20 protein-coding genes are annotated in these 24,121 nt (G+C 51.1%); 12 read left to right on the top strand and 8 right to left on the bottom strand.

Translation table 11 applies throughout. From position 1 onward, the window contains the following. Window positions 1-3: 3 nt before the first annotated feature. On the top strand, window positions 4-1,482 hold the full coding sequence (locus HV237_RS05375; protein WP_047357894.1) for an FGGY-family carbohydrate kinase: 1,479 nt from the start codon (window positions 4-6) through the stop codon (window positions 1,480-1,482). A gap of 52 nt (window positions 1,483-1,534) precedes the next feature. On the opposite strand, the gene queE is transcribed toward HV237_RS05375, so the two are convergent. Next, on the bottom strand, window positions 1,535-2,206 hold the full coding sequence (queE, locus tag HV237_RS05370) for a 7-carboxy-7-deazaguanine synthase QueE (RefSeq protein ID WP_016154229.1): 672 nt from the start codon (window positions 2,204-2,206) through the stop codon (window positions 1,535-1,537). A gap of 113 nt (window positions 2,207-2,319) precedes the next feature. Next, window positions 2,320-2,976, bottom strand: a complete 657-nt coding sequence (locus tag HV237_RS05365) for a winged helix-turn-helix transcriptional regulator (protein ID WP_047357915.1) — start codon at window positions 2,974-2,976, stop codon at window positions 2,320-2,322. A 383-nt stretch (window positions 2,977-3,359) separates the two neighbouring features. On the opposite strand from HV237_RS05365, the gene HV237_RS05360 reads away from it, so the two are divergent. The 10 genes from HV237_RS05360 to HV237_RS05315 all read left to right on the top strand — a co-directional run bounded on the left by HV237_RS05360 (window position 3,360) and on the right by HV237_RS05315 (window position 12,243). Then, on the top strand, window positions 3,360-3,992 hold the full coding sequence (locus tag HV237_RS05360; protein WP_046276153.1) for a winged helix-turn-helix transcriptional regulator: 633 nt from the start codon (window positions 3,360-3,362) through the stop codon (window positions 3,990-3,992). A 401-nt stretch (window positions 3,993-4,393) separates the two neighbouring features. Continuing rightward, the gene (locus HV237_RS05355) at window positions 4,394-4,924 is read left to right on the top strand and encodes a fimbrial protein (RefSeq protein WP_046276152.1); all 531 of its coding nucleotides are present in this window, start codon (window positions 4,394-4,396) and stop codon (window positions 4,922-4,924) included. 88 nt (window positions 4,925-5,012) lie between these two features. Beyond that, window positions 5,013-5,687 (top strand): fimbria/pilus periplasmic chaperone, encoded by a 675-nt coding sequence (locus tag HV237_RS05350; RefSeq protein ID WP_047357916.1) that lies wholly within the window; start codon window positions 5,013-5,015, stop codon window positions 5,685-5,687. Between the two features lie 59 nt (window positions 5,688-5,746). Further along, window positions 5,747-8,326 (top strand): fimbria/pilus outer membrane usher protein, encoded by a 2,580-nt coding sequence (locus tag HV237_RS05345; RefSeq protein ID WP_082137227.1) that lies wholly within the window; start codon window positions 5,747-5,749, stop codon window positions 8,324-8,326. Window positions 8,327-8,393: 67 nt separating this feature from the next. Then, entirely contained in the window at window positions 8,394-8,585 is a 192-nt protein-coding gene (locus tag HV237_RS05340; protein ID WP_047357895.1) for a hypothetical protein, read from the top strand. Window positions 8,586-8,624: 39 nt separating this feature from the next. Then, complete coding sequence (locus tag HV237_RS05335) at window positions 8,625-9,161, top strand: fimbrial protein (protein ID WP_047357896.1); 537 nt, start codon at window positions 8,625-8,627, stop codon at window positions 9,159-9,161. Between the two features lie 31 nt (window positions 9,162-9,192). Further along, window positions 9,193-9,693 carry a fimbrial protein gene (locus HV237_RS05330; protein WP_046276149.1) on the top strand — a complete coding sequence of 167 codons (501 nt, stop codon included), beginning with the start codon at window positions 9,193-9,195 and terminating at the stop codon, window positions 9,691-9,693. Window positions 9,694-9,773: 80 nt separating this feature from the next. Continuing rightward, entirely contained in the window at window positions 9,774-10,799 is a 1,026-nt protein-coding gene (locus HV237_RS05325) for a fimbrial protein (protein WP_052951267.1), read from the top strand. A 39-nt stretch (window positions 10,800-10,838) separates the two neighbouring features. Continuing rightward, complete coding sequence (locus HV237_RS05320; protein ID WP_052951268.1) at window positions 10,839-11,354, top strand: fimbrial protein; 516 nt, start codon at window positions 10,839-10,841, stop codon at window positions 11,352-11,354. A 253-nt stretch (window positions 11,355-11,607) separates the two neighbouring features. Next, window positions 11,608-12,243, top strand: coding sequence for a LuxR family transcriptional regulator (locus tag HV237_RS05315; RefSeq protein WP_047357897.1), 636 nt, complete (start codon window positions 11,608-11,610; stop codon window positions 12,241-12,243). 47 nt (window positions 12,244-12,290) lie between these two features. Here HV237_RS05315 and eno read toward each other — a convergent pair whose 3' ends face one another. The 5 genes from eno to rlmD all read right to left on the bottom strand — a co-directional run bounded on the left by eno (window position 12,291) and on the right by rlmD (window position 20,094). Further along, entirely contained in the window at window positions 12,291-13,589 is a 1,299-nt protein-coding gene (eno, locus tag HV237_RS05310) for a phosphopyruvate hydratase (RefSeq protein WP_003034129.1), read from the bottom strand. Window positions 13,590-13,676: 87 nt separating this feature from the next. Beyond that, a complete protein-coding gene (pyrG, locus tag HV237_RS05305; protein WP_016154233.1) occupies window positions 13,677-15,314 on the bottom strand; it encodes a CTP synthase (glutamine hydrolyzing) in 1,638 nt (545 codons plus the stop codon). Between the two features lie 224 nt (window positions 15,315-15,538). Then, a complete protein-coding gene (gene mazG, locus HV237_RS05300; RefSeq protein WP_016154234.1) occupies window positions 15,539-16,330 on the bottom strand; it encodes a nucleoside triphosphate pyrophosphohydrolase in 792 nt (263 codons plus the stop codon). Between the two features lie 130 nt (window positions 16,331-16,460). After that, on the bottom strand, window positions 16,461-18,695 hold the full coding sequence (relA, locus tag HV237_RS05295) for a GTP diphosphokinase (RefSeq protein ID WP_047357898.1): 2,235 nt from the start codon (window positions 18,693-18,695) through the stop codon (window positions 16,461-16,463). 100 nt (window positions 18,696-18,795) lie between these two features. Beyond that, on the bottom strand, window positions 18,796-20,094 hold the full coding sequence (gene rlmD, locus HV237_RS05290; protein ID WP_047357899.1) for a 23S rRNA (uracil(1939)-C(5))-methyltransferase RlmD: 1,299 nt from the start codon (window positions 20,092-20,094) through the stop codon (window positions 18,796-18,798). A gap of 57 nt (window positions 20,095-20,151) precedes the next feature. Here rlmD and barA point away from each other — a divergent pair, with 57 nt between their 5' ends. Next, window positions 20,152-22,899 carry a two-component sensor histidine kinase BarA gene (gene barA / locus HV237_RS05285; RefSeq protein WP_047357900.1) on the top strand — a complete coding sequence of 916 codons (2,748 nt, stop codon included), beginning with the start codon at window positions 20,152-20,154 and terminating at the stop codon, window positions 22,897-22,899. 59 nt (window positions 22,900-22,958) lie between these two features. Here barA and HV237_RS05280 read toward each other — a convergent pair whose 3' ends face one another. Further along, a complete protein-coding gene (locus HV237_RS05280) occupies window positions 22,959-24,101 on the bottom strand; it encodes a glycerate kinase (protein WP_047357901.1) in 1,143 nt (380 codons plus the stop codon). Window positions 24,102-24,121 lie beyond the last annotated feature (20 nt).

Here is a 24,121-nt window from a genome sequence, read left to right as displayed (position 1 = left end):
ACAATGTCAAAGAAATACATCATTGGAATTGATGGCGGAAGTCAGAGTACCAAGGTAGTGATGTACGATCTGGAAGGTAACGTGGTGTGTGAAGGAAAAGGTCTCCTGCAACCGATGTTTACTCCCGACGCCGATACGGCAGAGCATCCGGACGATGATTTATGGGCTTCATTGTGTTTTGCTGGCAAAGACTTAATGAGCCAGTTCGCGGGAGATCCAAAAGACATTGTCGGGATTGGTCTGGGCTCCATTCGCTGCTGTCGCGCATTGCTCAAAGCAGACGGCACGCCCGCTGCGCCATTGATCAGCTGGCAGGACGCGCGCGTCACCCGCCCCTATGAGCACGCCAATCCTGATGTGGCTTACGTCACCTCATTTTCAGGTTATTTGTCACATCGCTTAACCGGTGAATTTAAAGACAATATCGCCAACTACTTTGGTCAGTGGCCGGTGGATTACAAAACCTGGACATGGAGCGACGACCCGGAGGTGGTGAAGAAATTCAATATCCCGCGCAGGATGCTGTTCGAGGTGCAGATGCCGGGAACCGTGCTCGGGCACCTGACGGATGCTGCGGCGAAAGCGACCAGCTTCCCGGCAGGATTACCGGTGGTTTGCACCACCAGCGACAAACCGGTAGAAGCCCTGGGCGCAGGATTGCTGGACGACGAAACCGCGGTGATCTCATTAGGCACCTATATCGCCCTGATGATGAACGGCAAAGCGCTGCCCAAAGATCCCGTCGCTTATTGGCCAATTATGTCTTCGATTCCGCAAACGCTGCTCTACGAAGGCTATGGCATTCGCAAAGGGATGTGGACGGTCAGTTGGCTGCGGGATATGTTGGGGGAATCACTAATCCAGGATGCGAAAGCGCAGGATCTGTCGCCGGAAGATTTGCTGAACAAGAAAGCGGCCAGCGTACCACCCGGTTGTAATGGCCTGATGACCGTCCTGGACTGGCTGACCAACCCGTGGGAACCGTTCAAACGTGGGATCATGATTGGCTTTGACTCCAGCATGGACTACGCATGGATTTACCGCTCTATTCTGGAAAGCGTTGCGCTGACGCTGAAAAACAATTACGACAATATGTGTAATGAAATTAACCACTTCGCTAAACAGGTGATCATCACTGGCGGTGGTTCAAACAGCGATCTATTCATGCAAATCTTTGCCGACGTGTTCAATCTTCCAGCAAGACGGAATGCCATTAACGGTTGCGCCAGCCTGGGCGCGGCCATTAACACGGCGGTAGGGCTTGGTCTCTATCCGAACTATGAGACCGCGATAGAAAAAATGGTTCGGGTGAAAGATGTATTCACACCAATAGAAAGCAACGCCAGACGCTATGACGCGCTGAACAAAGGGATTTTCCGCGATTTAACCCAGCACACCGATGTGATCCTGAAAAAGTCGTATGAAGTACTGCACGGCGGCCTGGATAACGTTAATTCGATTCAGAGCTGGTCTAACGCATAAGGTTGTCCGGCCTGCATGTAGCACTCAATGCAGGCCGATAAACCCATTATCATCAGGCAATATTCAGATATTTATGGGTCTGCATCGACAGACGCCAGTTACGCGCAATACAGGTATCAATACACAAACGCGTGGCATCTTCTTTCTGGCTGATTGGCTGTAAGGCGATGATACGCGGTTTGTCGTCGCTCAACGTAGCCAGCAGTTCATCCAGCGCTTCAATATCGCGAACGCGACCAACCGGATGTTTGATTTCATTCGCACGCTCCAGCGCCTGCGACAGCACATCATAACCGCCGCGCATATTCACCTTCGGCGATACGGTCACCCAGGTATTCGGCGTACAGCGCACTTCGTGGGTACCGCTGGTTTCAATCTGGCAGCTAAAGCCGTTCTTTTCCAGCAGGTCTGTCAGCGGCATCAGGTCATGAATGCAGGGCTCGCCACCGGTTATCACCACGTGACGGGCGGTATAGCCCTGACGCACAATGACCGCCAGCAGATCCTCGCTGCTCGCCGCGCCCCATTTATCGCTCTCTTTGGTCTTAGCCAGGATGCTGTACAGGGAAACTTCCCGATCCTCAAGCTTATCCCAGGTGTGTTTGGTATCGCACCAGGCACAGCCAACCGGGCATCCCTGTAAACGAATAAAAATGGCGGGGACGCCGGTAAAGTAACCCTCACCTTGCAGGGTCTGGAACATCTCGTTAATCGGGTACTGCATAGTCATCTCTGTGAGGGGGATAAAGCATAAGTATCGCAGATTTCGGTCATCAGGTCATGTACGGGAGCCGCCGCGCCTCTGTGGCTTCAGGTGCCATCGCCAGCGGTGATGATTTAATATTTTGAAGGTATGTTGTTTATCGCTCTGAGCAGGCCTTTTTCAGTCTCGATATAATTTCCGGTCTTCAGCTGAGCCAGTATCTTCATGATGCTGCTGCGCGACAGAAAGGTACGGCTTAAAATATAAGAAACAATGCTGACATTATTTCTCACCTCTTCTGTTTCATCCATCAGTTCATAGAGCTGATAGCATATAATCTCATAAGAAGATAATGCCGAGATCTTCGTGCAGTGATCGAACATTCTTGTCGCACTATAAATTAATAGCGCGGCTACGCCTTTCCACAGGTTACTCCTGTCGATAATCCGGTTAGCATCGGCAATAGAAAGAACGCTAATATCAGAAGTCTCATTCGTTCTGATATAGAAATAATCATGCTCCAGCAACTGCGTACTTAAGCCAAATATGTAGGGAGCTGATTCTGAATTTAAGGCAATACCGTCGGCATGGCGATAAAGCGTAATGTTACCGTGATGAAGTAAAAAACATTTATGTTCCCCTTCCACTCTAAAGTTAAGTGACTGCTTATTGGCGAGCGTCAACTTATTGGCTGAAGGTGTAAGGATGCTTATCAGTTGATTGATATCAGCCAGAGGCTTTTTGTGTCTGATGCTGTAACTTATTGAGGTAGCTCTTCTTTTATTATTCACAAATAAATCCCTCCATAGGCTTATGAACATCCCCCTAACGCACTCCCCTCACATAAACGATAATTATGATAATTGTTTTAGATTTTTAAAAGTTGTTTATGGGTGTAAAATTACACCCATAAATAACTTGCATAAACATCCATAATACTATTATGGGTACTGAATTCATTCTTCTTAAAAATCATCCAATTTGATATTACAGCCATTTTAGTAAAAGGAAATAAGTAATAAAACCATAAATTACTTATCAGAAGTATTTTGTTATATAAACAAGATTAAATATTACTTTGAAGATATTGATTTAAAAAGAAATAAGATTAAGATCTATCGGATAATTCTGAGTCAAATTTTAAGTGAGCGTCAATCAACATGAGGAGTATGTTATGGATACCGAACATCCGGATCGCAGTCTGATCCTTTCCGCTACCGCCGAACTGCTGGAAAGCCTGACTCCTCTGGCGACTTTTGCTATTTATCCTCCCAACACCCGGTTATATCTTTATAATAATGGCGTTGCGTACTGCTATCTGGTACGAAGCGGCGTGTGCAACGTCTATCATCAGACGAGTGAAATTCTGCTGGGCACGCTGTATGTGCCAGGGATCATGGGTCTCAGTGGAACACTTTACGCCGAGGCGGGGATGTTTATTCAAACCCACAGTACCTCTGAGATCGCGATTACCCGTACCGATAAGGTCAACCAGTTCGTCACCGAACACAATCTCTGGAGGCTGCTGGCCTGCCATAGCCTCAGAGTCACCTCACGACTGTATACGATAAATACCAGGCTCATGGCCACCTGTGCCTATGAAATTGTCCGCGTTCAGTTACAGGAGTTGATGAGTGAACCAGCGGAATACAGACATGATGTTTCTGCCGCGCAGTATATCCAGCAGAAAACCAGCCTTTCACGTAGCAGCATTATGAAAATCCTCGCACAGCTTAAAAAGGGAGGCTATATCAGCATTGAAAACGGCATCCTTTTGACAATCGAGCATCTTCCGTTAAAGTACTAACTTATTGTATCAACGAAGAAAAATAACGTACTCTCTTCGATGAAATGTTTACCCTTATAATATGTTCTTGTTTTGTTAACTTGCAGTCGCTATTTTCCCAAGACTTACCGTCCCCTCTGGCATAACCCTTTTATCGCGGAAAACACACAGGGTGTAAAATTACACCCAAAAAAGTGTTGCCGGATATTTTGAAATGTACAAGAATAATCTCATACAAATTATAACGTTTGACAAGCCCGTTTTAAATATAAAAGCAGGGAACTGTCATTCTTATTAATATTATCATTAGAGATCTGTGAGCCTGGAAACGGGACGATATTCTATTGATAAATTTCAAAAAGCTGCCGTTTGCCTGGCAATACATTAATACTAATAAATTGAATATACTCAAGGAATAGATCATGAAAAGCAAATTACTGCCACTGGGAGTGCTGATTTCGTCTCTGGCTGGAGTTTCAGCGATGGCAGCTGACGGAGAGGTGAATTTTAACGGCGAAATTATTGATGCTGCCTGTAAAGTCACCAATAGTCCGGCCAGTCCGCTGACGGTGACATTAGGTCAGGTCAGTAAGAGCGCCTTTACCAACGCAGGCTCTACTGCTGCACCGACCAAATTCACGTTGCAGCTCACGGATTGCCCGGTAAGCGCAACCAAGGCGGCCGTGAAGTTTGACGGCTCCCCGGTAGCAGGGAGTCCTGGCGTGCTGGCCCTGACCGCAGAAACTGGCGTGGCAGGCGGCGTGGGGATTCAATTATACGACGATGCCAATACCGCGATTCCGCTGTATAACGCATCCAAACAATACCCTCTGACGTCAGGTACCGGCGTGGTGAATAATCTGGATTTTATTGCGCGCTATATCGCCACATCGACAACGGTGACCGCAGGCAAGGCTAATTCAATGGCAAGTTTCACCATTGTTTATAATTAATAGCCCGTCATACCTGCATAACGAAATTGTTATTCGGACCGATGGATTATTGTCGGTCCGTCCTCACTCTTTTAATGAATGACTAATGATGAAACTTATTCCTCTCACCTTGCTGACTGCACTAATAATAACCCCCGGGTTAGCCCAGGCTGGCCTGATTGTGGGTGGCACCCGCTTAATTTACGATGGGAGTAAGAAAGAGTCTTCAATTAATGTGAGCAACCCGGACCTGGCACCTTATCTGGTGCAAAGCTGGGTCGAACCGGAAATTAATCGCGCAGAGAAAACACCGTTTGTGATCACCCCGCCGTTATTTCGTCTGGACGGCGGGCAGGAAAATGTCTTGCGCGTCGTGCGGGCGGGCGGGAATCTACCGCAGGACAGGGAATCGCTGTACTGGCTGAATATTAAGAGTATCCCCTCGATAGAAAAAGATCAGGGTAAAAACTTGCTGCAGATCGCGGTCAAAACGCGCATCAAACTGATCTATCGCCCTGAAGGTTTAACAGGCTCCGCGGAAGTGTTAACCCATAAGCTTTCCTGGCAGCGCCGCGGCAACCGGCTGGAGGTGAGTAACCCGACCTCATTTTATATGAATTTCCAGAGCGTTACCGTTGCAGGTAAAGAGCTGGAAGATGCCCGGTATATTGCGCCGCAGAGTAGCGCCATTTTTGAATTACCCAGCGGTGCGGGTAATAGCGTGAGCTGGAAAATTATTAATGATTACGGCGGAATCGGCGAGCTTCATCGTGCTTCATTCTGATAAATAACAGCACAGGAATCCGGCGTAAATTATTTACCCTTCAGGGAAGGACTATACAGATGGGGAGCCCAAAAAACCTGCGCAAATATCCACAAACCAATAATATCCGCAGGCTGATTTATCTTTTTTCGACACCCTTTTTACTACTAAATTTAACGACTTTTGCCTCACACGCCAGGGAATATTTTAATCCGCTGATGCTGGAAATTGACAACCCGCATCAGGAAAAGACCGATCTTAGCGTATTTGAAGAGGAAAACGGCCAGGCACCGGGCGTTTACCGAGTCGATATCTCTGTTAACAACCAGTTTCAGGAAACCCGGGAAGTGGAGTTCAGCATGCAGCCCGGCCCGGACGGGAAAGCGCTTCTGTCGCCATGCCTGAGCGTGAGCCAGCTTAACTCGATGGGAGTCAAAACCGACCTGTTCCCGGATCTGGGCGATGCCGCCGCGCCGTGTGCCAGGCTGGACGCGATCCCCCAGGCTCGCGCAGAGTTTCGCTTTAGCGCGCAGCAACTGCTGTTGAGCATTCCGCAGGCCGCCATTGTGATGAATCCACGCGATTACGTTCCTGAAACGCAGTGGGATGATGGGATCACCGCCCTGCTGCTTAATTACAGCGTGAACGGTGCCAGTACCCGGGCGCGGGCTCGTAGCGGCACGGACAGTACGACCCAGTACGCCAACCTGCGTCCCGGCATGAATATCGGTCCCTGGCGGCTGCGTAATTACACGACTTTTCAGCGGGATAATAACGGTCGCGACAGCTGGGACACCGTCTATACCTATTTGTCCCGTGATATTCGTGTCCTGAAGAGCCAGCTGGTGCTGGGAGACAGCGCCTCCCCGTCCGATATTTTTGACAGCGTTCCTTTTCGCGGCGCGCAGTTGGCGTCCGACGAGGAGATGATCCCCGACAGCATGAAGGGCTATGCGCCGGCGATCAAAGGCATCGCGCGAACCAATGCGCAGGTGATTATCCGGCAGAACGGGTATGTTATTTATCAGAGCTATGTGGCGCCGGGCGCATTTGAAATCAACGACATGTACGCCACCGGTGGCAGCGGGGATCTCTATGTGACGATTAAAGAAGATAACGGCAGCGAGCAGAATCTCGTCGTACCGTTTGCCTCACTGCCGGTGCTCCAGCGTGAACAGCGGCTGAAATATTCATTGACCAGCGGCCAGTATCGTTCGTATGACCGCAGCGTGGAAAAGACGCCGTTTAGCCAGGCGACGCTGATCTACGGCCTGCCCCGGGGTTTTACCCTCTATGGCGGCGGCCAGTTCTCGGATCACTATCAGTCGCTGGCGCTGGGCGTCGGTAAAAATCTGGGGGAAATTGGCGCGCTTTCGCTGGATGTCACCCAGGGCTGGTCGAAGATACAGAACCAGCCGAAGGAGAAAGGCCAGTCATGGCGGATCCGCTACAGCAAAAATATTGTCGAAACCGGGACTAACTTCGCCATTGCCGGTTATCGCTACTCGACCGATGGCTATTACACGCTGGCAGAAGTCATGGATACCTGGCGCGGCGGGAGCAACCCGACGTTTTTCGAGCGCAGGCGTAACCGTACTGAACTGTCGCTGAGCCAGAATTTGTGGGAAAGAGCGGGCTCGCTGTCGCTGAGCCTGATAAACGAAGACTACTGGAACAGCGACCGGACCCTGCGGTCGATCGGCGCCGGTTACAACAATAGCTGGAACGGCATCAGCTACGGGCTTAATTACAGCTATAACATTAACTCGACGTCGCGCAGCGGGGGCTCCGGCAAAGAAAAGGTCTATGAGCGCGACCAGGTGTTCTCACTGAACATCAGCATTCCACTGAATCGCTGGTTGAGTAATACCCACGCGTGGTGGAACGTCAGCAGCAGCCAGAAAGGGAGCACCAATCACACCGTGGGTCTCAATGGTACGACGCTTGAGGGCAATAATCTGAGCTGGAGCATCCAGCAGGGTTACGGCAGCCAGGGAACGGGCAACGGCGGCAATCTGAACGCCGACTATCGCGGAACCTATGCTGAAGTCACTGCTGGATATGCTTACGACAAAAACAGCCAGCGGCTGAACTACGGGCTACAGGGCGGGATAGTCGCGCACGCCAGCGGCGTCACCTTCGGCCAACCGCTGGGTGAAACCATGGCGCTGGTTCAGGCACCGGGAGCCTCCGGGGTTGGCGTGAGCAATCAGAGCGGGGTGAAAACCGACTGGCGCGGCTATGCCATCGTGCCTTATACCTCGCCCTACCGTAAAAACCAGGTGCAGCTGAATACGCTGACGCTGCCCGATAACGTAGAGCTGATGCAGACCACCCGCAACGTGGTGCCGACGCGGGGAGCCGTGGTGCAGGCCAGCTTTAACGCCAGCGTGGGCCAGCGCGTGATGATGACGCTATTGCTGCAAGGTGGAATGCCAGTGCCATTTGGCGCGACGGTCAGCGATACCGCGCAGAAAAGCGCCCAGGCGTTTATCGTTGGCGATGGCGGACAGGTGTATCTGACCGGTCTGGCCGACAGCGGTGAACTAAGAGTGAAATGGGGGAACGGCGCAGAGCAGCAGTGTCAGGTGAATTATTCCCTGGCTAAAGCGCCGCCGGAAAATAGCGGCATTCAGATCATTAGCGAGCGGTGTCATTAAGTAAATAACTTAGCCGTTCAAAAAAATAATTTTTTATCTGATACCTGTTGCGTATTGAGGTATACCAATGAACAAAATGAAATTTCAGAAAATTATCTGGAGCGCTGCTTTTCTAATATGCAGCTCATTTTCTGCGCTTGCCGCCTGCAATATCGAACAACAAAAGGGGGGTATGGCATGGGATAATTTTCAGACGAAAGACAACGTGACCGCGGGCAGCGCTAACGCCACCGCGACGCTCAATATTACTTATCAGTAGACGGCTCCGCCATCTGAGTTATAAAAAGGAGGGGACTAAATGAATATTCATAAAAGATTCATTCATCTGGCGCTGGCGGGGCTATATCTGGGAGCGGCAGTAAATATTGCCGAAGCAGAACCGGTCAATATTAATATTACCGGCAAAGTCGTCGCCTCACCTTGTACTGTTGACACCACCCAATCACAGCTCAATGTTAATTTGGGTGATAATATTCAGGCCACCGCCCTGGCACAGCCTGGTAACGTCACAACATTCAAAATCTTTTATTTAATCTTAAAAGATTGTCCTTTTGGCACAACATCGGTAACGGCTGCCTTTTCCGGAACGCCAGCAGCAAACAGCCCCGGGGATTATGTCAATACCGGGACGGCAACCAATGTTAACGTACAGCTTAAAGAGAGTCTGGGTTCCGGTAACGGTAAGTTTTTAGGTCCGGGAACCACATTAAAGCGTAATGTTGCAACCGACCGCACTGTCTCCTTCCCGATAGGCGCACGCGCCATTGCTGCAGCGGCAGACGTTATGCCCGGCACGATAGTGAGCGTTTCACAAGTCACCTTCACTTATCAGTAAACCTGACTTCTCTGCTCAACGGGTGTTTATCATGCAGCAACAAATGAAATATGTTCTCCCCGCGCTTTGTCTGGCGTGCTCTGCATATGCTGCGGAGATCAATATCGGTGGTCATGTTGTGGCGTCTCCCTGCGTGGTCGAGATCGCCTCGCAAAACCAGAGCGTTAATTTCGGCCAGCTCCGCTTAAATGAAATGCGCGCCGACGGAAATGCGTCCGCGTGGAAATCCTTCGAGGTGAGGCTTTTCAAATGCCCGGCAGGAACGACATCGGTGGACGTGACGTTCAACGGACAGCCGGCCGTAGAAGATCCCACGCTGTATGCCAGTACGGGGACCGCCGCCAACGCCGCCGTGCAAATGGCCCAGGACACAAACAAGGCGCAGGTGCAGGGAAACGGCAGCAGCATGAACGTCCTGGTTGACGCTCAGCGCAAGGCGACCTTTTTACTGGCTGGTCGGGTGATTGTCTCTGACACTACCCTCCCCGGTACGTTTAATTCCCTGGTACAAATGAATTTTACTTACCGATAAACAAAACCACCCTGCTTAGAGCCAGGCTCTGAATGGGTTGCTGAGAATAGTCACCTGAAATAGCGGCGAGGGTATGCGTTATGTTACAGATACAGAAGAATCATATATTCGTCCTGGTACTTGGGTTAACCGGTGCGTTTACTGCCTCTGTTGAAGCGGCCAGCTGTGTAAATTCCGGCGGGTATTATACGTTCTCAGGAGCGTTAAATTATCAACGTGACGACGCCACCATGAATGTTTTCAGTAATAAATTTGGATCTATTGGCAGCGAAGTATGGGGGCTGGGTTGCTTCGGGGATCCTGACGCCGACAGAGATGTGTACTTGCGTTTACAGGTTAATTCAGCCCCCGTTGCAGGTTATACCGATGTCTATCCCACGAATGTTGACGGAATTGGCGTTCGTTATAATTTTGCCCTGAATACAGGCTCATTGTCTTTTTGCCCGGTGCAATTTGACGATCATATTTCAAACTCAACCCGGACTTATACCTGCCATATACTTAAAAAGGACACGCAGGGTTTATCCATGGGTGCATCATTGCAATTTGTGAAAACCAGGCCCAATGTCTCCTCAGGAGCAATAACGACAATACCGTCTGTAACCTCAAGCTATTCGTTAAATAATCAAAGCGGACAGTGGGATTTAAATCCCATCTGGTCAGGTGCGGGGTCAGTGGTGGTGACGGTCCAGGCATGCGCAATAAATAACGCGAGTATCGCTGTCCCCCTGGATCCGGTATTAGCGGATAGTTTTAGCGGTGCAGGATCCACCAAAGGCGATCGGACTTTCACAATAGACCTTAACTGTGATGCGGGCACCCGGATTAACGCATCGTTAAGCGGGACGCAAAGTACTGAAACCGCCAATGACAGTATCCTGGCATTATCAGGAGCTGGGATGTCAGGGGTTGCGAGCGGAATCGGGATCCAGCTGCTTTATGGGGGCGCGCCCCTGAAGCTGAATAACAACATCGTGCTGAAAACCTCAGCAGGCGGGCAGGAATTCCCTCCGGGAGCCTTCACCGCACGCTATTTTCAGACGAAAGACAACGTGACCGCAGGCAGCGCTAACGCCACTGCGACGCTCAATATTACTTATCAGTAGGCGACTCGGCCATCAGAATTATACAAGGAGAGGCATAAAATGAATATTCAAAAAAGATTCATTCATCTGGCGCTGGCGGGGCTGTATCTGGGAGCGACAATCCATATTGCCGGGGCCGAACCGGTCAATATTAATATTACCGGGAAAGTTATTGCGTCCCCGTGTGTCGTAGCCAGTGGCAGCAATATCAATGTTAATTTGGGAGACATCCCGGCTGCAGATATTGCAGCGGCAGGTACAACCTCTACCCCGGTAAATTTTACCATTAACCTTGCCAGTTGCCCGGTGGGAACCACCAGCGTGGTCGTGACATTTACCGGAACGGAAGATCCCGACTTTCCGGTACGCTATAAAAATACCGGAACGGCGAACGTTGCGATAGAACTGATCCAGGTCAGCACCGGTTACCTGAAAGGAAATAATACGAATATTACTCAATCAGTCCTGGCCGATCGTACCGTTACATACAATTTACGTGCCCGGGCCTATTCCAAAGGCAATGTGATGCCGGGGACGATCGCTGGTATCGTTCAGGCCAACTTTACTTACAATTAAGTTACTATTTTGCAATTCACAATGACTTATCAGTAAACCGAACTATTTCTGTGTAAAGGATATTTATCATGGTGCAACAAATGAATTATTCTATCCTGGCGCTTTGTCCCCTGTATCCAGCGATCTTTTTACTGACTGGTATCTGCCCCCTTCCCAATACGTTTAATTCTTTGGTGCAAATGAATTTGAATTACTAAAAAAACCACCCTAATTATTATTAATAAATGCCTCTACTGGCTCTGGTATATTTAATATGAAAATACTCATACAGGACCCTTACGAATTTTATCGCGAAGGATTGAAACATTTTTTTATAGAGATATTCCTTGGAAGAACCGCCAATAAAATTGGCTTTTTAACATCCTACTCCCAACAAAACTTTGATAAGGCAGATATCGTCGTTATTTCTCTGGCTCCGGGAGAGCATCTCATGTGTTTTCCTGAACTACAGAACAGGACAACAGGCATTATTATTGGCTTAACTGATGAGGTGATTGACTCCCCTTCCGATCTGCCCTTTTGCATTGCCCGGATCATTTTTATTCACCGACAGGACTCACTGTCGACAGTCAAAAAGAAAGTATTAACTGCCTGGCGGGAATCAAGAAAAAAGCAAATACAGCCAGGGAAAACATTATGTTTTCATTGTCCACATAAAGTCCTGACCAGACAGCAAAGGCGCATTATGTCCTTTATCTGTCAGGGGATAACGACATCTGAGATTGCCAGCAACATGTCAATCTCAGAGAAAACGCTCTATGTGCATAAATACATCATCCGCAAAAAGTTTAATCTGCGAACGAATCATGCGCTATTTTGCTTCCTTCAGAAACTTGCCGGTAAAAACAGCCAGCAGATTTATCTGCGTCAAATTCCGCTGAACGCATAAAAAAACCCGCCGCAGCGGGTTTTTACGTTAAGAGTTAAAGAACAGGATTACGCCTGACCTTTGATCTCTTTGCGACCGTTATACGGCGCTTGTTCACCCAGAGCTTCTTCGATACGAATCAGCTGGTTGTACTTAGCAACGCGGTCAGAACGGCTCATAGAACCGGTTTTGATCTGGCCTGCAGCGGTACCAACAGCCAGGTCAGCGATGGTAGCGTCTTCAGTTTCGCCAGAACGGTGAGAGATGACAGCGGTGTAGCCAGCGTCTTTCGCCATTTTGATCGCAGCCAGAGTTTCGGTCAGAGAACCGATCTGGTTGAATTTGATCAGGATGGAGTTAACGATGCCTTTTTCGATACCTTCTTTCAGGATCTTGGTGTTGGTTACGAACAGATCGTCACCAACCAGCTGGATTTTGTCGCCCAGAACTTTAGTCTGGTATGCGAAACCGTCCCAGTCAGACTCGTCCAGACCATCTTCGATGGACACGATCGGGTACTGTTTGGTCAGTTCTTCCAGGAAGTGAGTGAATTCTTCGGAGGTGAATGCTTTGTTGCCTTCGCCAGCCAGAACGTATTTACCGTCTTTGTAGAATTCAGAAGCTGCACAGTCCATCGCCAGGGTGATGTCTTTGCCCAGCTCGTAGCCAGCTGCTTTAACCGCTTCAGCGATTACAGCCAGAGCTTCAGCGTTGGAACCCAGGTTCGGCGCGTAGCCGCCTTCGTCACCCACTGCAGTGTTCATACCTTTAGCTTTCAGAACTTTAGCCAGGTTATGGAACACTTCAGAACCCATCCGTACGGCTTCTTTCAGGGTTTTAGCGCCAACCGGCTGAATCATGAACTCCTGGATGTCAACGTTGTTGTCAGCGTGCTCACCACCGTTGATGATGTTCATCATCGGAACCGGCATGGAGTATTTGCCCGGAGTACCGTTCAGTTCAGCGATGTGTGCATACAGCGGCAGGCCTTTAGCAGCAGCTGCTGCTTTGGCGTTCGCCAGGGACACAGCCAGGATGGCGTTTGCACCGAAGTTGGATTTGTTTTCAGTACCGTCCAGATCGATCATGATCTTGTCGATGCCAGCCTGATCTTTAGCATCTTTACCCAGCAGAGCCTGAGCAATTGGGCCGTTAACAGCTGCAACAGCTTTCAGTACGCCTTTACCCATGAAACGGGATTTGTCGCCGTCGCGCAGTTCCAGTGCTTCGCGGGAACCAGTAGAAGCACCTGACGGAGCTGCTGCCATACCAACGAAACCACCTTCCAGGTGTACTTCGGCTTCAACAGTCGGGTTACCACGGGAGTCGATGATTTCACGACCGATGATTTTAACGATTTTGGACATTAGATTTTCCTCAGTACAAGTTAAACTAAAACTCCAGACAAACAATGCACCCGGATGGGTGCATTGCCGTTCTAACTTTTTTACTTCTTACTTCGCCTGACGCTTCTGATGTTCACTGGCGGCTTTCACAAAGCCGGCAAACAGCGGGTGCCCATCACGTGGCGTGGAAGTAAATTCCGGGTGGAACTGACAGGCCACGAACCACGGATGATTCGGTACCTCAATGATCTCGACCAACTGATCATCACCGGAACGGCCTGCAATACGCAGACCCGCAGCTTCAATCTGTTTCAACAGCATATTGTTGACTTCGTAACGGTGGCGATGGCGTTCAACAATTGTCGGCGCGCCGTACAGCTGACGAACCAGGCTATCGTCGCTCAACTGACACTGCTGGGCGCCAAGGCGCATTGTGCCGCCCAGATCGCTCTTCTCGGTACGGACTTCAACGTTGCCGTCTTCATCGCGCCATTCGGTAATCAGGGCCACCACCGGGTACTTACAGTCTGGCACAAATTCCGTGGAGTTGGCGTTATCCATACCCACTACGTTACGTGCAAACTCAATCAACGCAACCTGCATACCCAGGCAAATACCCAGATAAGGAACATTGTTTTCACGCGCAAAGCGCGCTGTCGCGATCTTACCTTCAACACCACGGTAGCCGAAGCCGCCAGGGATCAGGATTGCATCAAGACCTTTCAGGATCTCAACGCCGCGCGTTTCGACATCTTGCGAATCGATCAGCTTAATGTTGACGGTGACACGATTCTTCAGACCACCGTGCTTCAATGCTTCGATAACTGACTTATAGGCATCCGGCAGTTCAATATACTTGCCGACCATACCGATAGTCACTTCGCCTGCCGGATTCGCTTCTTCGTAGATAACCTGTTCCCATTCTGACAGATTAGCTTCCGGACAGTTCAAGCTGAATCGTTTACAAATATAATCGTCAAGGCCCTGGGATTTCAACAGGCCTGGAATTTTATAGATGGAATCGACATCTTTCATTGAAATAACGGCTTTTTCTGGCACGTTACAGAACAATGCAATTTTTGCACGTTCGTTGGCCGGAACCGCGCGATCGGAACGACAGATCAGAATGTCAGGCTGAATACCGATAGACAGCAACTCTTTTACCGAGTGCTGAGTCGGTTTAGTTTTGACTTCACCGGCAGCGGCCAGGTAAGGAACCAGAGTCAGGTGCATGAACAGCGCGTGTTCACGACCGATATCCACCGCTAATTGGCGAATCGCTTCCAGGAATGGCAGGGATTCGATATCACCGACCGTACCGCCGATTTCAACCAGAACGACGTCATGACCTTCGCCACCGGCAAGGACACGCTCTTTAATCGCGTTGGTGATGTGCGGGATAACCTGTACGGTTGCACCCAGATAGTCACCACGGCGCTCTTTGCGCAGGACATCGGAGTAAATTCGACCGGTAGTGAAGTTATTGCGGCGAGTCATTTTGGTACGAATGAAACGCTCATAGTGACCCAGGTCCAGGTCGGTTTCAGCGCCGTCTTCAGTAACGAACACTTCCCCGTGTTGGATTGGACTCATAGTACCTGGATCGACGTTGATATACGGATCCAGTTTCATCATGGTCACGTTGAGGCCACGAGCCTCAAGAATGGCTGCCAGGGAGGCTGCGGCAATGCCTTTACCCAGAGAGGATACGACCCCGCCGGTCACAAAAATATAGTTCGTTGTCATGCTGGACCTGAGAAGTTAGGGTGAAACGATGGAATTACCAAGACGGGAAAGTAGTATACCCGAACATGACGAGCGCCACAAACTTTCATTATTCCTCCTCTTCACCAGGCTCACATAAACATCGGGAGTGAGAAAATAGCCCCTTTGGGGTAAATGTTTTTGACGTAAATCAAGCGCTTGTTATTTAAAAAATCACACAAATCGCCCTTGACCGACGAAATCCCTTAGAGATCAATTTCCTGCCGTTTTACTTGTTGCCAGACTTCTTCCATAGTTTCCAGATCAACACCAGTCATTTCCAGACCCCGAGCCGCTACAATTCGCTCAACCTCACGAAAACGGCGCTCAAATTTCTCGTTCGCTTTTTGCAATGCGGTCTCTGCTTTAGTGCCCAAATGCCGAGCCATATTGACCGTCGCAAACAGCAGGTCGCCCATTTCCTCCTCCAGTTTAGCCTGGTCGACAACAGCCTGCTTCGCCTCAAACATGACTTCATCGATCTCTTCGTAAACCTTGTCGACAACCGGTCCTAATGTTTTCCAGTCGAAGCCAACATTAGAGCAGCGTTTCTGGATTTTTTGGGCGCGCATTAACGCCGGTAAACTACGGGGAATATCGTCGAGCGCGGAATGCTGCGCCTTCTGGGCGCGTTCTTCGCTTTTGATTTGCTCCCAGCGGGTCAACACCTCAGTGCTGTTACTGGCAGAAACATCAGCAAAAACATGTGGGTGGCGACGCTCAAGCTTATCGCTGATAGCGGCGCAAATATCATTGAAATCGAAACGTCCTTCTTCCTGCGCCATCTGGGCGTAAAACACCACCTGGAACAGCAAGTCACCCAGCTCTCCACGCAGGTCGTCGAAGTCTTCCCGCGCAATTGCGTCCAGCACTTCATAGGTTTCTTCGAGGGTGTAAGGGGCAATAGTGGCGAATGTCTGCTCTTTGTCCCAGGGACAACCGTTTTCCGGGTCGCGCAGGCGCTGCATAATACCGAGCAGTCGGTCGATTTGATTCATTGGAATATCCTGAAATTTCAATACGCGAGGCCAGCTAAGACGACAGCCGATATCCGGCAACATGGCAATGCCTGATGGCAACGCTAACGCGCCTCACCAGGCATGCAAACTTATCTGGCCTATAAAATAATTAATTACCGTGCAGACGACGTGCGTCGATCACATCCGGCACCTGGTTCAGCTTGCCAAGCACGCGCCCGAGCACCTGCAGGTTATAGATTTCGATGGTCATATCGATGGTAGCCAGTTGCTGTTTGGTATCACTCCGGCTGGCAACCCCCAGCACGTTCACCTTTTCGTTGGCAAGAATCGTGGTGATATCACGTAATAAGCCGCTGCGATCGTTGGCCTGGACGCGAACCACCAGCGAATATCCTGCCGAGTAGCTTTCACCCCAAACCGCATCAACAATACGTTCCGGCGCATGGGAGCGCAGCTCGGTCAACTGTTCGCAATCCGCCCGGTGCACGGAAATACCGCGGCCCTGAGTGATAAACCCGACAATTTCATCGCCTGGAATCGGCTGGCAGCAGCGCGCGATGTGGTGCATCAGGTTACCCACCCCTTCCACCACCACGCGACCATCGTCTTTACGGCGACTCTGCGGCGCCTGCGTTTTCTGCTGAAGCTGTTTCAGCGCGGCGGCATCCTGTTCGGCTGCGCTTGGCTTATTAAACTGCGCCTGCAGGAAGTTCACCATCTGGTTGAGGCGAATGTCCCCCCCACCAATCGCCGCCAGCAGCTCATCCAGCTCATTGAAGCTGTAGCGCGGCAGCAGGTGCTTTTCCGCTTCTTTCAGGCTAATGCCTAAATGCGCCAGCTCATCGTCGAGGATCTGGCGGCCAGCAAGGATGTTTTTGTCGCGGTCCTGTTTACGGAACCAGGCGTGGATCTTCGAACGCCCCCGACTGGTGGTGACATAGCCGAGGTTAGGGTTCAACCAGTCGCGGCTTGGGTTGGGCTGTTTCTGGGTGATAATTTCAATTTGATCGCCCATCTGCAGCTGGTAGGTAAACGGTACGATGCGCCCGCCAATTTTCGCGCCAATGCAACGATGCCCCACATCACTGTGAATATGATAAGCAAAATCGAGCGGTGTGGAGCCTGCAGGTAAGTCCACAACGTCGCCTTTTGGCGTAAAGACGTACACTCGGTCATCAAAGACCTGGCTACGGACTTCATCCAGCATTTCACCAGAGTCCGCCATCTCTTCCTGCCAGGCGATCAGCTTACGCAGCCATGCAATACGATCTTCATGACCAGAACGCGCCACGCCTGAAGCGGTGCCCTCTTTATACTTCCAGTGTGCCGCAACGCCCAGTTCGGCATCTTCGTGCATCTGTTTCGTACGGATCTGAATTTCAATGGTTTTCCCGCCCGGTCCCAGCACAACCGTATGAATTGACTGATAGCCGTTGGGTTTCGGGTTAGCGACATAGTCATCGAACTCATCCGGCAGATGGCGATAGTGAGTATGCACTATCCCGAGCGCGGCATAGCAGTCCTGTAAACGCTCCGCCACGATACGCACTGCGCGCACGTCGAAAAGTTCATCGAAGGCCAGCTGCTTTTTCTGCATTTTGCGCCAGATGCTGTAGATGTGTTTCGGACGTCCGTACACTTCGGCTTTGACGCCTTCCGTTTTCATCTCTGAGCGCAAATGACCGACGAACTCATCAATATAATGCTCGCGATCGATGCGACGTTCGTGCAGCAGCTTGGCAATACGTTTGTATTCAGCCGGGTGCAGGTAACGGAAGCAGTAATCTTCCAGTTCCCATTTTAATTGCCCGATACCCAAACGGTTGGCCAGCGGCGCATAGATATTGGTGCACTCTTTTGCCGCCAGAACGCGTTCATCTTCCGGTGCGTCCTTCACTTCACGCAGATGTGCAATCCGCTCCGCCAGCTTGATGACCACACAGCGGAAATCATCCACCATAGCCAGCAGCATGCGGCGAACGTTATCGACCTGTTCGGAAGAGACTGAATCGGTATGAGTGGCCTTAAGCTGGCGTATTGCCGCCATATCCCGCACGCCGTGGATAAGATGAACAATGGATTTGCCCACGCTCTCGCGCAGGATGTCTTCACTGACCACGTTGGCATCTGCCAGAGGGAACAGCATTGCTGCGCGCAGCGTGTCGATATCCATGCTCAACATGGAGAGTATTTCTACCATCTCCACGCCACGCCACAGCAGCAGTTCCGCATCCGGATGCCCCTGTGTCTGCTGCTGGCAGTACGCCCAGGTTTCGGCTAAGCGTTCACACGACTGCTGGCTGGAGATCCCCAGACTCGCGATCCATTTCTTTGGATCAAACTCACCAGCTTTATTTATATGTGCACTTCTTACCGCAACCATTGTCCTCTCCTTAAGGGGCCTGGCCTGTCGAAGTCGACAAGCCATACCCATTGTCTTTCACGCTGCATTACCACCCGAAATCCAATGGGTACAAAATTTATTACATACGCTCAAACAGGACCATTGATTCCAGGTGTCCAGTGTGCGGGAACATATCGAGCATCGCCAGTCGCCGTATGACATATCCCGCGTCGAGCAAAGCATCGCTGTCACGAGCCAGCGTTGCCGGGTTACAGGATACATAAACAACGCGTATAGGTTCTAATTTTATAATATGTTGCATCACACCTGCAGCCCCCGCACGCGCAGGATCGAGCAATACTTTGTCGAATCCGTTTTTCGCCCACGGCTGCCGGGTAACATCTTCCTCAAGGTTTTCATGAAAGAATGTCACATTGTGTAATCCGTTATTCAGCGCGTTTTCCCGGCCTTTTTCCACCAGCGCCGGTACCCCTTCCACCCCCACCACGTTTGCAGCCCGGGTTGCCAACGGCAGGGTAAAATTACCCATTCCACAGAACAGATCGAGTACGCGATCTTCAGGTTGCACATCCAGCCATTCGAGCGCACGGGCCACCATTTGTTGGTTTACCCCTTCATTGACCTGAATAAAATCACGCGGGCTGAAGGTTAACCGTAGTCCATTTGAGTCATACCAGGGCGACTCTTCTGATATTGATTCCAGTATCTCGCTTTGCGGGGCCAGAAACAAAGACAGCCCCTGAGAATGCGAAAAGCATTCCAGTTTTTCTTTATCCTGAACACTTAATGGCGCCGTGTGGCGCAAAATCATCAGGGTTCCGCTCCCCGCCTGCACCAGCTCGACATGACCAAGATGGCGTAACCCTTGCAGACTTTCCAGACACGCCCGGATGTGGGGCAAGAGCGCTTCAAGCTGGGGCACCAAAATAGGGCATTGTTTGACATCGATAATGTCGCTGGATGCGGATTTGCGAAACCCCATCTGCAATTTTTGTTCTTTTGGCCGATAGTTCAGGCTCAACCTGGCGCGACGACGATAGCCCCACGGGGTATCAGCTATAACATCCGACACTTCACATTTCATTAAACGCGACAACGCCGCGCTTTTGCTACGCTGCTGCAACGAGATGCTGGCATGCTGCTGCTGGCAGCCGCCGCACACGCCAAAATGCGGGCAACGTGGCACTTCACGCTGCGGACTGTCGTTTAAACGTCGTTTTACTTGCGCGCGGGCGAACTGTTTTTTATCTTCGGTAATCACTACCTCGGCGCTTTCCTGAGGTAGCAATTCCGGTATAAACAACGCCTTTCCGTTATGGCGAGCAACGCCCTGGCCGAAAGGATCAAGGTCATTGACGGTAACGGTTATGATCTGACGCGTCGTCACGCGTCGTTTTGCAGAGTAGAATTGCGCCATCGACGAGATATATCTCTATTTAACAGTGTGACCCTAATTGTCCCATAACGGAACTCCATGACCAACTACAGCCTGCGCGCACGCATGATGATTCTGATCCTGGCCCCGACCGTCCTGATTGGTTTGCTGCTCAGTATCTTTTTTGTTGTGCATCGCTATAACGACTTGCAGCGTCAACTGGAAGATGCTGGCGCCAGCATCATTGAGCCACTCGCGGTCTCCAGCGAATATGGCATGAATCTGCAAAACAGAGAATCCATCGGCCAACTTATCAGCGTGCTGCATCGTCGCCATTCCGATATCGTGCGGGCAATTTCTGTCTATGACGAGAATAACCGGCTGTTTGTCACATCCAATTTTCATCTCGATCCGTCTGAAATGCAGCTGGCAACCGGTTCACCATTTCCCCGAAAGCTGAGCGTCACCCGGCTCGGGGATATCATGATCCTGCGAACGCCAATTATATCGGAAAGCTATTCGCCGGATGAATCTGCCGTCAGCGACGCCAAAAATACGGAAAATATGCTGGGGTATGTAGCGCTTGAGCTGGACCTCAAGTCAGTACGATTGCAGCAGTATAAAGAGATCTTTATCTCCAGCGTAATGATGCTGTTTTGTATCGGTATTGCGTTAATTTTTGGCTGGCGTCTGATGCGCGACGTGACTGGCCCGATTCGCAATATGGTGAATACCGTTGACCGAATACGTAGAGGCCAGCTCGACAGCCGCGTCGAAGGTTTCATGTTGGGCGAGCTGGATATGCTCAAAAATGGCATCAACTCGATGGCGATGTCACTTGCGGCCTACCATGAAGAGATGCAGCACAACATCGACCAGGCCACCTCTGACCTGCGCGAAACGTTGGAGCAGATGGAAATCCAGAACGTCGAACTGGATCTGGCGAAGAAACGCGCCCAGGAAGCGGCGCGTATTAAGTCTGAGTTTCTGGCTAACATGTCGCATGAGCTGCGTACGCCGCTGAATGGCGTGATTGGCTTCACCCGCCTGACGCTTAAAACCGAGCTCAACACGACGCAGCGCGATCACCTGAATACGATTGAACGCTCGGCCAACAATCTGTTGGCCATCATCAATGATGTGCTCGACTTCTCCAAACTTGAGGCGGGCAAACTGATTCTGGAAAGCATCCCATTCCCGCTGCGTAGCACGCTGGATGACGTCGTCACGCTGTTAGCGCACTCATCCCATGATAAAGGGCTTGAGCTGACGCTAAATATTAAGAATGACGTGCCGGACAACGTCATCGGGGACCCGCTGCGCTTACAGCAGGTAATCACTAATCTGGTTGGCAATGCCATCAAATTTACCGAAGGCGGCAATATCGACATTCTGGTCGAGAAACGCGCCCTCAGTAACACGAAAGTGCAAATTGAAGTGCAAATCCGCGATACCGGAATTGGCATCCCTGAGCGCGATCAGTCACGCCTGTTCCAGGCCTTCCGCCAGGCCGATGCCAGTATTTCCCGCCGCCACGGCGGGACAGGACTGGGCCTGGTCATTACGCAAAAGCTGGTCAATGAAATGGGCGGGGATATCTCCTTCCACAGCCAGCCGAACCGGGGCTCCACGTTCTGGTTCCATATCAGCCTCGATCTCAACCCTAACGTTCTCGTGGATCGCTCAACCACGCACTGTCTGGCCGGAAAGCGGCTGGCCTACGTTGAACCTAACGCAACAGCCGCGCAATGCACGTTAGATATCTTGAGTGAAACGCCGCTGGAGGTGATTTACAGCCCTTCATTCTCCGGGCTGCCGAAGGATCACTACGATATTCTGCTGCTTGGCATACCGGTCACTTTACGCGAACCGCTCACCATGCAGCATGAGCGGCTGGCAAGCGCAGCGGCGATGACCGACTTTTTGTTACTGGCTCTGCCTTGCCATGCGCAGATTAACGCCGAGAAATTAAAGCAGGGCGGCGCGGCGGCGTGCCTGTTGAAACCTCTAACCTCAACCCGCTTACTGCCAGCGTTGACAGAGTATTGTCAACTGAACCACAGCGCGGCTCCGCTACTGTTAGACGAGAGCAAAATTGCGATGACCGTCATGGCGGTGGACGACAACCCGGCGAACCTCAAGCTGATTGGCGCACTGCTGGAAGATAAAGTGCAGCACGTCGTGCTCTGCGACAGCGGACATCAGGCAGTGGATCGCGCCAAACAGATGCAGTTTGATCTCATCCTGATGGATATTCAGATGCCAGACATGGACGGTATTCGCGCCTGCGAACTGATCCACCAGCTTCCTCATCAACAACAGACGCCGGTCATTGCGGTCACCGCGCATGCCATGGCCGGGCAAAAAGAGAAGCTGCTCAGCGCCGGTATGAACGATTACCTGGCGAAGCCTATCGAAGAAGATAAGCTGCATAATCTGCTGTTACGCTACAAACCCGGCGCGAGCTCATCGCTGAGGGCGCTCGCTGTTGAACCGGTCGTCAATCCGAATACCACACTCGACTGGCAACTGGCGTTAAGGCAAGCCGCCGGTAAAAACGATCTGGCGCGGGATATGCTGCAAATGCTGCTCGATTTTCTGCCCGAAGTGCGTAACAAAATTGAAGAACAGCTGGTAGGTGAAAACCCTGAAGGACTGGTGGATATGATCCATAAACTGCATGGCAGTTGCGGTTATAGCGGCGTTCCCCGCATGAAAAACCTGTGTCAGCTGATTGAGCAGCAATTACGTAGCGGGAGCAAAGAAGAAGAGCTGGAGCCTGAGTTTTTAGAGCTTCTGGATGAAATGGATAACGTTGCGCGCGAAGCGAAGAAGTTGTTAGGGTAAAGATCTGATTGCCGGATGACGACGCTCACGCGTCTTATCCGGCCTTCATGCCACATCATTCAACGTAATTGCTGACCCGCTTTCAGGGTCGCGGCCACGTTTCGCGCCGTCATTCGCACGTTCTCACTTGCGTTCTTCAGCGCCTCATCCAGTGTGCAAACGGTATAGATAACGCTAAAAACCGCATCCAGCCCATGTTCATGTACAACACCGACATCAGCCGTCAGGCTGCCAGCAATGCCGATAACCGGTTTGTTGTAACGCTTTGCCACCTTCGCCACGCCAACCGGAACCTTACCGTGAATGGTCTGGCTGTCGATACGTCCTTCGCCCGTGACCACTAAATCCGCATCCGCAACGCAGTCGTCGAGGTGTAACGCATCCGTCACGACCTCAATACCGCAGCGTAACTGCGCACCGCAAAACGCATACAGTGCCGCCCCCATACCACCAGCCGCGCCACCACCCGCCAGTTCCAGCACGTTGACGTCCAGATCGCGGGCAATGAGTTGCGCATAATGCGTGAGCGCCCGATCAAGACGAGGAATCATCTCCGGCGTCGCCCCCTTTTGCGGACCGAAGACCGCAGAGGCCCCCTCTTCACCGGTCAACGGATTAGTCACATCGCAGGCCACTTCAATACGGCACGCGGCAAGACGCGGGTCTAGCTGAGAAATATCAATCCGGGCGAGTGATTCAAGACCAGTCCCGCCATGAGCAATATCGTTATTTTGCGCATCCAGTAATTTTGCTCCCAGCGCTTGCACCATCCCGGCACCGCCATCATTGGTGGCGCTGCCGCCAATCCCGATAATGATATGTTCAACGCCCGCGTCCAGCGCATGACGGATTAGCTCCCCGGTTCCCCAGGAGGTCGTTTTCAGCGGATCGCGTAAACCTGCGGGAACCTGCTCCAGTCCGCTGGCGGCCGCCATTTCGATAAACGCCGAACGCTCATCCCCAGATAAACCATAAAATGCCTGAATCGTTTTACCCAGAGGGCCGGTAACATCAACATGCACAAGGTGGCCTTGCGTTGCGGCAACCATCGCTTCGACCGTTCCCTCACCGCCATCCGCGACCGGGATCTTCACGTAATTCGCCTCAGGCCAGATCTCACGAAATCCCAGCTCAATAGCCGTTGCCACTTCAAGCGCACTCAAACTTTCCTTATAGGAATCCGGTGCGATTACTATTTTCATAAAGCATCCTTACGCATGTT

It is taken from the genome of Citrobacter sp. RHBSTW-00570 (assembly GCF_013739755.1).
GTDB classification, from domain to species: domain Bacteria; phylum Pseudomonadota; class Gammaproteobacteria; order Enterobacterales; family Enterobacteriaceae; genus Citrobacter; species Citrobacter braakii.
This window is presented reverse-complemented; position numbering and strand designations above follow the sequence as displayed.

What these genes read in the sequence shown, in the direction of transcription:
- HV237_RS05280 (WP_047357901.1), bottom strand. Translation starts at nt 24,101, where the DNA reads ATGAAAATAGTAATCGCACCGGATTCCTATAAGGAAAGTTTGAGTGCG.
- HV237_RS05340 (WP_047357895.1), top strand. Translation starts at nt 8,394, where the DNA reads ATGAACAAAATGAAATTTCAGAAAATTATCTGGAGCGCTGCTTTTCTA.
- HV237_RS05350 (WP_047357916.1), top strand. Translation starts at nt 5,013, where the DNA reads ATGAAACTTATTCCTCTCACCTTGCTGACTGCACTAATAATAACCCCC.
- relA (WP_047357898.1), bottom strand. Translation starts at nt 18,695, where the DNA reads ATGGTTGCGGTAAGAAGTGCACATATAAATAAAGCTGGTGAGTTTGAT.
- rlmD (WP_047357899.1), bottom strand. Translation starts at nt 20,094, where the DNA reads ATGGCGCAATTCTACTCTGCAAAACGACGCGTGACGACGCGTCAGATC.
- HV237_RS05355 (WP_046276152.1), top strand. Translation starts at nt 4,394, where the DNA reads ATGAAAAGCAAATTACTGCCACTGGGAGTGCTGATTTCGTCTCTGGCT.
- HV237_RS05325 (WP_052951267.1), top strand. Translation starts at nt 9,774, where the DNA reads ATGTTACAGATACAGAAGAATCATATATTCGTCCTGGTACTTGGGTTA.
- queE (WP_016154229.1), bottom strand. Translation starts at nt 2,206, where the DNA reads ATGCAGTACCCGATTAACGAGATGTTCCAGACCCTGCAAGGTGAGGGT.
- pyrG (WP_016154233.1), bottom strand. Translation starts at nt 15,314, where the DNA reads ATGACAACGAACTATATTTTTGTGACCGGCGGGGTCGTATCCTCTCTG.
- HV237_RS05375 (WP_047357894.1), top strand. Translation starts at nt 4, where the DNA reads ATGTCAAAGAAATACATCATTGGAATTGATGGCGGAAGTCAGAGTACC.
- HV237_RS05360 (WP_046276153.1), top strand. Translation starts at nt 3,360, where the DNA reads ATGGATACCGAACATCCGGATCGCAGTCTGATCCTTTCCGCTACCGCC.
- mazG (WP_016154234.1), bottom strand. Translation starts at nt 16,330, where the DNA reads ATGAATCAAATCGACCGACTGCTCGGTATTATGCAGCGCCTGCGCGAC.
- barA (WP_047357900.1), top strand. Translation starts at nt 20,152, where the DNA reads ATGACCAACTACAGCCTGCGCGCACGCATGATGATTCTGATCCTGGCC.
- eno (WP_003034129.1), bottom strand. Translation starts at nt 13,589, where the DNA reads ATGTCCAAAATCGTTAAAATCATCGGTCGTGAAATCATCGACTCCCGT.
- HV237_RS05315 (WP_047357897.1), top strand. Translation starts at nt 11,608, where the DNA reads ATGAAAATACTCATACAGGACCCTTACGAATTTTATCGCGAAGGATTG.
- HV237_RS05320 (WP_052951268.1), top strand. Translation starts at nt 10,839, where the DNA reads ATGAATATTCAAAAAAGATTCATTCATCTGGCGCTGGCGGGGCTGTAT.
- HV237_RS05335 (WP_047357896.1), top strand. Translation starts at nt 8,625, where the DNA reads ATGAATATTCATAAAAGATTCATTCATCTGGCGCTGGCGGGGCTATAT.
- HV237_RS05330 (WP_046276149.1), top strand. Translation starts at nt 9,193, where the DNA reads ATGCAGCAACAAATGAAATATGTTCTCCCCGCGCTTTGTCTGGCGTGC.
- HV237_RS05345 (WP_082137227.1), top strand. Translation starts at nt 5,747, where the DNA reads ATGGGGAGCCCAAAAAACCTGCGCAAATATCCACAAACCAATAATATC.